The organism is Micromonospora sp. NPDC003776 (assembly GCF_053605645.1).
In genome coordinates this window covers 1-7,603 of the sequence record NZ_JBSGJR010000333.1, presented here as the reverse complement: position 1 = coordinate 7,603, position 7,603 = coordinate 1, and the positions used below count along the sequence as shown (strand labels likewise).

General features: G+C 69.1%; 7 protein-coding genes. 6 read left to right on the top strand and 1 reads right to left on the bottom strand.

The features are described 5' to 3' along the window. Positions 1 to 71: 71 nt before the first annotated feature. Genes ACWEVO_RS23750 through ACWEVO_RS23735 form a run of 4 tightly spaced genes read left to right on the top strand, consistent with a single transcriptional unit; the run spans position 72 to position 4,636 of the window. Entirely contained in the window at positions 72 to 1,136 is a 1,065-nt protein-coding gene (locus ACWEVO_RS23750; RefSeq protein WP_452309722.1) for an ABC transporter substrate-binding protein, read from the top strand. Beyond that, entirely contained in the window at positions 1,136 to 2,662 is a 1,527-nt protein-coding gene (locus tag ACWEVO_RS23745; RefSeq protein ID WP_452309721.1) for a sugar ABC transporter ATP-binding protein, read from the top strand. Before ACWEVO_RS23750 ends, ACWEVO_RS23745 begins: the two co-directional genes overlap by 1 nt. Further along, positions 2,655 to 3,617, top strand: coding sequence for an ABC transporter permease (locus ACWEVO_RS23740; RefSeq protein ID WP_452309720.1), 963 nt, complete (start codon positions 2,655 to 2,657; stop codon positions 3,615 to 3,617). Before ACWEVO_RS23745 ends, ACWEVO_RS23740 begins: the two co-directional genes overlap by 8 nt. Then, a complete protein-coding gene (locus ACWEVO_RS23735; protein WP_452309719.1) occupies positions 3,614 to 4,636 on the top strand; it encodes an ABC transporter permease in 1,023 nt (340 codons plus the stop codon). Before ACWEVO_RS23740 ends, ACWEVO_RS23735 begins: the two co-directional genes overlap by 4 nt. Before the next feature lie 378 nt (positions 4,637 to 5,014). On the opposite strand, the gene ACWEVO_RS23730 is transcribed toward ACWEVO_RS23735, so the two are convergent. Next, positions 5,015 to 5,488: an AAA family ATPase gene (locus tag ACWEVO_RS23730; RefSeq protein WP_452309723.1), complete on the bottom strand. Its 474-nt coding sequence runs from the start codon at positions 5,486 to 5,488 to the stop codon at positions 5,015 to 5,017. A gap of 127 nt (positions 5,489 to 5,615) precedes the next feature. Between ACWEVO_RS23730 and ACWEVO_RS23725 the strand changes: the two genes are divergently transcribed. Further along, the gene (locus ACWEVO_RS23725; RefSeq protein WP_452309718.1) at positions 5,616 to 6,146 is read left to right on the top strand and encodes a SigE family RNA polymerase sigma factor; all 531 of its coding nucleotides are present in this window, start codon (positions 5,616 to 5,618) and stop codon (positions 6,144 to 6,146) included. Beyond that, positions 6,143 to 7,564 (top strand): hypothetical protein, encoded by a 1,422-nt coding sequence (locus tag ACWEVO_RS23720; RefSeq protein WP_452309717.1) that lies wholly within the window; start codon positions 6,143 to 6,145, stop codon positions 7,562 to 7,564. Before ACWEVO_RS23725 ends, ACWEVO_RS23720 begins: the two co-directional genes overlap by 4 nt. Positions 7,565 to 7,603: the final 39 nt, after the last annotated feature.

Below are 7,603 nucleotides of genomic sequence, written 5' to 3'. Positions count from 1 at the left end.
CCGCGGTCGACACCGCGGCGACGACGGCCGGCCTCGCCGAACGAAGAAGTTCCTCAGCGAAAGGACCTCTCATGTCCAGGACATCCGGATTGGCCGCCGTCGCGCTGGTCGCCCTGCTCACCACCGCGGCCTGCGCCAAGAGCGAGGACAGCGGCGACACGCCCGCACCAGCCGGCAGCGCCGGCCAGCAGGTCGTGCAGAGCGCGGGCGCCACCGGCCCCACCTGCACACTGCAAAGCTTCGGCGGGCAGAAGTTCGACCTCAAGAAGGACGTGGTCGGCTTCTCCCAGTCGGAGAAGGAAGCCAACCCGTTCCGCATCGCCGAAACCAAGTCCATCAAGGACGAGGCCGCCAAGCTCGGCATCGCCAACCTGCGGGTCACCAACGCCCAGTCCCAGTTCTCCAAGCAGATCTCAGACGTCCAGCAACTCATCGCCCAGGGCGCCAAGCTGCTGGTCATCGCGCCGTTGAACTCCGACGGCTGGGAACCGGTGCTGAAGCAGGCGGCGGAAAAGAAGATCCCGATCATCACCATCGACCGAAAGATCAACGCCCAACCGTGCACCGACTACCTCACCTTCATCGGTTCGGACTTCTACGAGCAGGGCAAGCGGGCGGCCGACCAGATGATCCAGGCCCTCGGCGGCCAGGGTGAGGTCGCCATCCTCCTCGGCGCGCCCGGCAACAACGTCACCACCGACCGGACCAAGGGGTTCAAGGACCGCATCCACGAGAAGGCGCCCGGCATCACCATCTCGTTCGAACAGACCGGCGAATTCACCCGAGAGAAGGGCCAGCAGGTCACCGAGCAGCTGATCCAGTCCCGACCCGGCACCAAGGGCGTCTACGCCGAGAACGACGAGATGGCGCTCGGCGCGGTGACGGCGCTCAAGGGCGCCGGCAAGTCGCCCGGCCAGGTCAAGATCGTGTCGGTGGACGGCACCCGCGCGGCCGTGCAGGGCATCGTCGACGGCTGGCTGTCCGCCGTCGTCGAGTCGAACCCGCGCTTCGGCCCGCTCGCCTTCTCCACCACCCAGAAGTTCCTCGACGGGGAAGGGATCCCGGCCACGGTGATCATCAGCGACCAGGAGTACACCACGGCGAACGCCAAGGAGAGCCTGGGAAACGCGTACTGATGGCGGCCGCGGTTCTGGAGGCCCGGGGAATCTCGAAGGGATTCCCCGGTGTCCTCGCCCTCGACGACGTGTCCTTCCGGCTGGACGAGGGGCAGGTCCACGCCCTCGTCGGCGAGAACGGCGCCGGCAAGTCCACCCTGATCAAGGTCCTCACCGGCGTGTACCGGCCGGACCGCGGCACGCTGCTGCTGCGCGACGAGCCGGTCACCTTCGACCACCCCCTCGCCGCCCAGCGGGCCGGGATCTCGACCATCTACCAGGAAGTCAACCTGGTCCCGCAGATGAGCCTCGCGCACAACCTGCTGCTCGGGCGGGAACCGCGCAGCCGACTCGGCGTGATCGACACCACGCAGCTGTACGCCGAGGCCGAGCGGGTGATGGGCCGGTACGGCATCCGCGCCGACGTGCGCCGCCCACTGCGCTCGCTCGGCATGGGCACCCAGCAGATGGTGGCCCTTGCCCGCGCCGTCACGGTCGACGCGCGCGTGGTGATCATGGACGAGCCGACCTCAGCCCTGGAACCGCGGGAGGTGGACACCCTCTTCCGCGTCATCGCCGACCTGCGATCCGAGGGCATCTCGGTGATCTACGTGAGCCACCGCCTCGACGAGCTGTACCGGATCTGCGACCGGGTCACCGTACTGCGCGACGGCCGGATCGCGCACCACGGGCCCCTCGACGAACTGGCCCGGGTGGAACTGGTCGCCCTGATGCTCGGCCGCGACCCCACCGAGATCCGCCGCGACGGGGCGACGAAGTTCACCGGCGAACACACCACCACGGCCGGCGAACCGCTCGTCGACGCCCGCTCGGTGTCCCACCGGCCGGTCCTGCACGACGTGTCCGTGCAGGTCCGCCCCGGCGAGGTGGTCGGCCTGGGCGGGCTGCTGGGCGCCGGACGCAGCGAGACCGCCAAGGCGATCGCCGGTGCCCTACCGGTCGACGCCGGCACCGTCACGGTCGCCGGGCAACAGGTACGACGCGGCTCCCCGGCGGCGGCGATCCGCGCCGGCGTCAGCCTCGTCCCCGAAGACCGCAAAGCAGAGGGCATCGTGCCGACCCTGTCGGTACGGGACAACATCGCGCTGGCCGCCCTACCCCAACTGTCCCGCTCCGGAGTCGTGTCCGACGCCCGGATCGACCGGATCGTCGACAGCTTCATGCGGCGACTGCGCATCAAGGCCGCCTCGCCCCACCAGAAGGTCTCCGAGCTGTCCGGCGGCAACCAACAAAAGGTCCTGCTGGCCCGGTCACTGGCCACCGGCGCCAAGGTCCTGCTGCTCGACGAACCCACCCGCGGCATCGACGTCGGCGCCAAGGCCGAGGTGCAGGCCCTCATCGACGAGCTTGCCGCCGAAGGGCTCGGCGTCCTGCTGATCTCATCCGACCTTGAGGAACTCGTCGAAGGGGCGGACCGGGTCGTGGTCCTGCGCGACGGCGCGGTCGCGGGCGAGCTCAGCGGTGACCAGGTGACGGAAGAAGCAATCATGGCGACCATCGCCGCGACGGGAGAGACCGATGGCTGAACTCGCGGCCACGCCGCGCATCTGGGCAGGACGGGCACGCCTGCTCACGTGGCTGCAGGAGTACGGCGTCTACGCGTCGGTACTCGCGCTCCTTCTCTTCAACGTGGTCTTCACACCGCACTTCCTGGAGGTGGCGAACTTCCGGACACAGCTCATCCAGGTCGCCCCGGTCGTCATCACCTCACTCGGCATGGCGCTGGTGATCGGCACCGAAGGCATCGACCTGTCCGTCGGTGCCGTCATGGCGCTCGCCTCGGCGATGGTGGTGCTCTACCTCGGCTACGGCGCTCCGGTCGCGATCGTCACGGCCCTGATCGCCGGCGCGGCCGCCGGCGCCGCCGGCGGCGCGCTGGTGGCGTACGTCGGCGTGCAGCCGATCGTGGCGACGCTGGCGCTGCTGGTCGGCGTACGTGGCCTGGCGAACGTGCTGGTGCCGCAGCTGACCGAATTCCACAACCCCACGCTGATCACCCTCGGCAGCCGGTCGGTGCTGGGACTGCCGCTCGTCGTCATCGTCGCCGCGGTGCTCACCGCATTGGTCGCCTTCCTGATCAAGCGCACCACCTTCGGCCGGCAACTGGTCGCCGTGGGCGGCAACCGGGCCGCGAGCCGGCTGTCCGGCCTGCCGGTACGACGCGTCCTGATCACCGTCTACATCATCTCCGGCCTGCTCGCCGCGGTAGCCGGCGTGCTGGCCACGTCCCGGCTACAGGCCAGCGACCCCACCTCCCTGGGCCTGCTCATGGAACTGTCCGCGATCACCGCCGTGGTCGTCGGAGGCACCCCGCTCACCGGCGGCCGGGTCCGCGTGCTCGGCACCGTGATGGGCGCCCTGCTCATCCAGCTCCTCCAGGCCACACTCATCAAGCACAACCTGCCGCAGTCCTGGACCCAGATGGTCCAGGCGGTCATCATCCTGGCCGCCGTCTACGCCGCCCGAGGGAGGCGCGCATGACCACCACCACGACCACCGCCGCGGACGCGGACCCTGGCACCGACGCAAGGCGCGGGCCGAGCATGCTGCGCCGCGAACGGATCGGCCACCTGCTTCAGCACCACGGCGCGCTCATGGTGCTGGCGGTCACCGTCGTGGCCGGGACCGTGGCCTTCGACTCGTTCGCCACCCCGCAGAACGCCGCGAACATCGTGGTGTCGTCGTCTTTCCTGGCCATCATCGCGATCGGGATGACCTTCGTCATCATCAGCGGCGGCATCGACCTCTCCGTCGGCTCGTCCTTCGTCCTCGCCGGGGTGCTGGCCGCCTACGGCTCCCGGTACGGGCTGCTCGTCGCCCTGCTGCTGCCGCTGGCCGTATGCGGAGCGATCGGGCTGGTGCAGGGACTGATCGTGGCACGCACCGGCATGGCGCCGTTCATCGTGACCCTGGCTGGGCTGCTCGGCATGCGGGGCCTCATGCTCGCCGTATCCGACGAGGGAGCGAACACCTACCTGGTGCGCAACGACGCGTTCAGCGCCCTGGGCCAAGCATCCTTCCTGGGCCTCACCGTGCCCGTCTGGATCACGCTGGGCCTGGCCCTGCTGGGCGGGGTGCTGCTGCAACGCACCGGCTTCGGCCAGAACGTCTACGCCATCGGCGGCAGCGAGGAAGCCGCGGTGCTCATGGGCGTGCCGGTCACCCGCGTCAAGGTCCTCGTCTATCTCATCTCCGGACTGCTCGCCGGATTGGCGGGCGCTCTCAACGCCGCCCGTCTGTCCTCCGGCGTCACCATCCTCGGTGCCGGCATGGAACTCGACGTCATCGCCGCCGTCGTGATCGGTGGCACGCTGCTCACCGGCGGTTCCGGCGGCCTCACCGGAACGATGGCAGGTGTCCTCCTGCTCGGGGTCATCCAGAGCCTGATCAACCAGATCGGCGTGCTCACCTCGTCGTTCCAGCAGGTAGTCAGCGGCGCGTTCCTCGCTCTGGTGGTGGTCACTCAGCGGATCCTGCACCGGGCGCAGCGGCTGTCCTGAGGCCGGGCTCCCGGGCCGCACCAGAGTCGGCAACACCGCCGAAGGGACCGCCGCGGCGCTGCAGTTGTCGGTCCGCTGCTTGCCCGGTGGGTCAGCGCTGTCGCTCTGCCAGCTGGAGCCGAAGTCGGGGCGGCCCGTTGTGGTTTACCGCGTACAGCCGCCTTCGCTCGTCATTCGATGTGATTTGAGGAGTGCCACCTGGTCCTGGCTCATGTTGGTCGCCTACATCCAGCTACGCCTCGGCCCGAGAAGCCGTGAGCGCCCTGCGTCGTTCCTGGGAACGCCCAGCGCCGCCCGTGCGACTCAGCCCAGCCCGCCTCCGGCGAGGGTTTCGGCGCATGAGCAGCAAAGCCGGCAACGCCGGTTGATTCGGCGCGATCAAGGCCGCATGGCTGGGGCTTCGAGTGCAGGGCTGCAATCGTTGCGGCGCTCGTCGCCTCCTTCCCTGATCCGGTCGAGGACTAAGCGCATGCGTCTAGCGACGTCAGCGCGGGGCAACTCCACGCATTCATATCCGAACTCACGGTAGGCATCCACGATCGCCGCGTGTATGCCCTGGGCCTGCTCGAAGCTCTCCCATCGTGCGTCGTCGCGCCGGTATATCGCACGCCAAGGAGGCGCCACGAAGACCGTCGGGTGATACCTGAATCGTGCGACGGCGGCGTGGAAGTGAGCTGGCACCGTCTCCGCCCTGGCTCTGATGAAACCAACGGTGCAGGGGATCGCGTGGTCGAAGAAGACGATCTCGCCGGCCGTCAACGCCTCCGCGTGCGCCCGCATCCCCCACGTGAGCACAAGCTCGTCAAAGAGAGCGGGATCGTTCCGAGGGTGAGGTGGAGTAGGGGCGGCCAGGGTTCCCGGGCGCTGCCCTGAGAACGATCCACGGCGACGTACGGTTTCGACTCAACCCGGCTGTCGCCGGCTGCGTCTTGCTCTGTATGCGCACGAAGACACGCGGCGGACGCGACCTGGAGGTGGCGTGACCTCGCACGAGGATGACGATCAGTTCCGGCTGTTCGTACAGCGACAATGGGGGCCTTTGCTCCGCACGGCCTACCTGTTGACCGGTGATCGGGGGACAGCCGAGGACCTCGTGCAGTCGGCCTTGGAGAAGACCCATCGGCGTTGGGGGAGGGTTCTGCGCAGAGACGCACCCGAGGTCTACGTACGTCGGGTGATGGTCAACACGGCGATCTCCTGGCGGCGCCGGCGCCGGCCGCTGGAGGTGCCGCTGCTGACCTCCGACAGTGCGCCGGTGCCGGACCCTTATGGGCAGGTGGAACAGCGGGAACTGCTCCTCGTCGCGCTGCGGCGCTTGCCGCGAAGGACGCAGGCGATTCTGACGCTGCGGTATTTGGAGGACCTGAGCGAGGCGGATACCGCTGCGGCTCTCGGCTGCTCGGTGGGTGCGGTGAAGAGTCAGGCATCGCGCGGTTTGGCACGGCTGCGGGCCGAGTTCAGCTCGGCTGCCGTTGCGCCCTCACATCTGCTGAAGGAGGAACCGGCATGAACGAGAACTTCGCGGAAACGACGCTCAGTCCCACGCTGAGGCAGGCTGCGGACGCTGTCGGCGTCCCCGAGGACCCGTGGCCGGAATTCACCCGGCTTGAGCGACGGCACCGGCGCACCCGACTGATCCGGATGGTCGCCACTGTCGCGGTCTTGGCAGCGCTCGTCGGAATCCAGACCAACGTGGTCCGCCTGCCCGGCTGGGCACCCGGCATTGCGGTCGCGGCCGCCCCGGCGTCGCTGCTCGACGCGCCGCCACGCGGTGCTCTGACCGGCGACGACGCCTGGGTGAAGACGTTGCAGGCGCGGTTGAGCATGGATTCGTCCCTGGGTGGCTGGCAGCCGGATGGAATGTGGAAGGTCGGCGGCCGCGACCAGATCCGCCTGCTCTACGGCAGTGACCAGCCGGGCCACCGGGTCGCGCTGGTGGCGGTGCCGCTGCGGATCGGCCTTCTCACGATGACGGCGCTGGTCTGGTTCGTGGGTTCGCCTGGGGCCGGTGTCGAACAGATGCGCTACGCCGGCAACAGTGACGGCGGCGACAGCGTGATGACCCTGATGCGGGCCGGCTCCGGGTCGAACGGCTTCGCGGTCGTCGTCGGGCCGGCCGATTCCACCGTGACGATCAGCGGCGACCTCCGGTACACGTCGAAGGGAACTGTGGAGTATCCGAACATCGCGAGGCCCGACGGCAGCGGAGTCGGGATCGCGGTCCTGCCCACCACGCCGCTGCGCAGCGAGCCCGTCGTCCGGGTCAGTCGCGGCAACCACGTGTTCTATCAAGGCGGCCTGGGCGGCGGCCCGTATGAGGCGATCGAGCCGACCGAGCCGGACATGGACGCTCTACTCACTGGCATCAAGCGCGGCACTCGGGGCGTGCCGCTGGATAACGCGGACCTGCGTAACTTCGTGGCACTGGCACTGCAAGACGGTCGCCTCCCCGCTACCGGAACGACTGTGCGGGTGCCCTGGACGGGCAGAGCTGACGGCAAGGCCGCCGCGCTACTCACCGTGCAGCCCACCGGTGGCGGGGTAATCGCGTACGCGATGCACGGCGGCGAACGGACCGGCACCTGGATGGATCTGCGCCTGCTGGTGCCCGCCGAGGGCGCCTACCAGCGGCCGATCGGCTGGCGTATCCGGGCCGACAACCCCAGCCGCACGCCGACAGACCAGGTGCGGGTCGTCGCCCCGCCGGACGCGGACCGCGTCACGGTCGCGGTCCGCGGCGCACTCCCCATCACGGTCACCCTCGATGCGTCAAACGCCGGCACCGCGCCGGTACCGCACAACCAGCCCGCCACCGTCACCGCCTACTCGAGAAACGGCGACATTCTGGGAAGCACTCCGGTGCCGCCGATCGAGGCCGACATGTCAGGCCTGCCAGGGGACAGTCCGGCCACCCGGGTAAACCCCTGACCGACCGGCAGTGTGCCCGAGCCGTCTTCGGACGGCTCG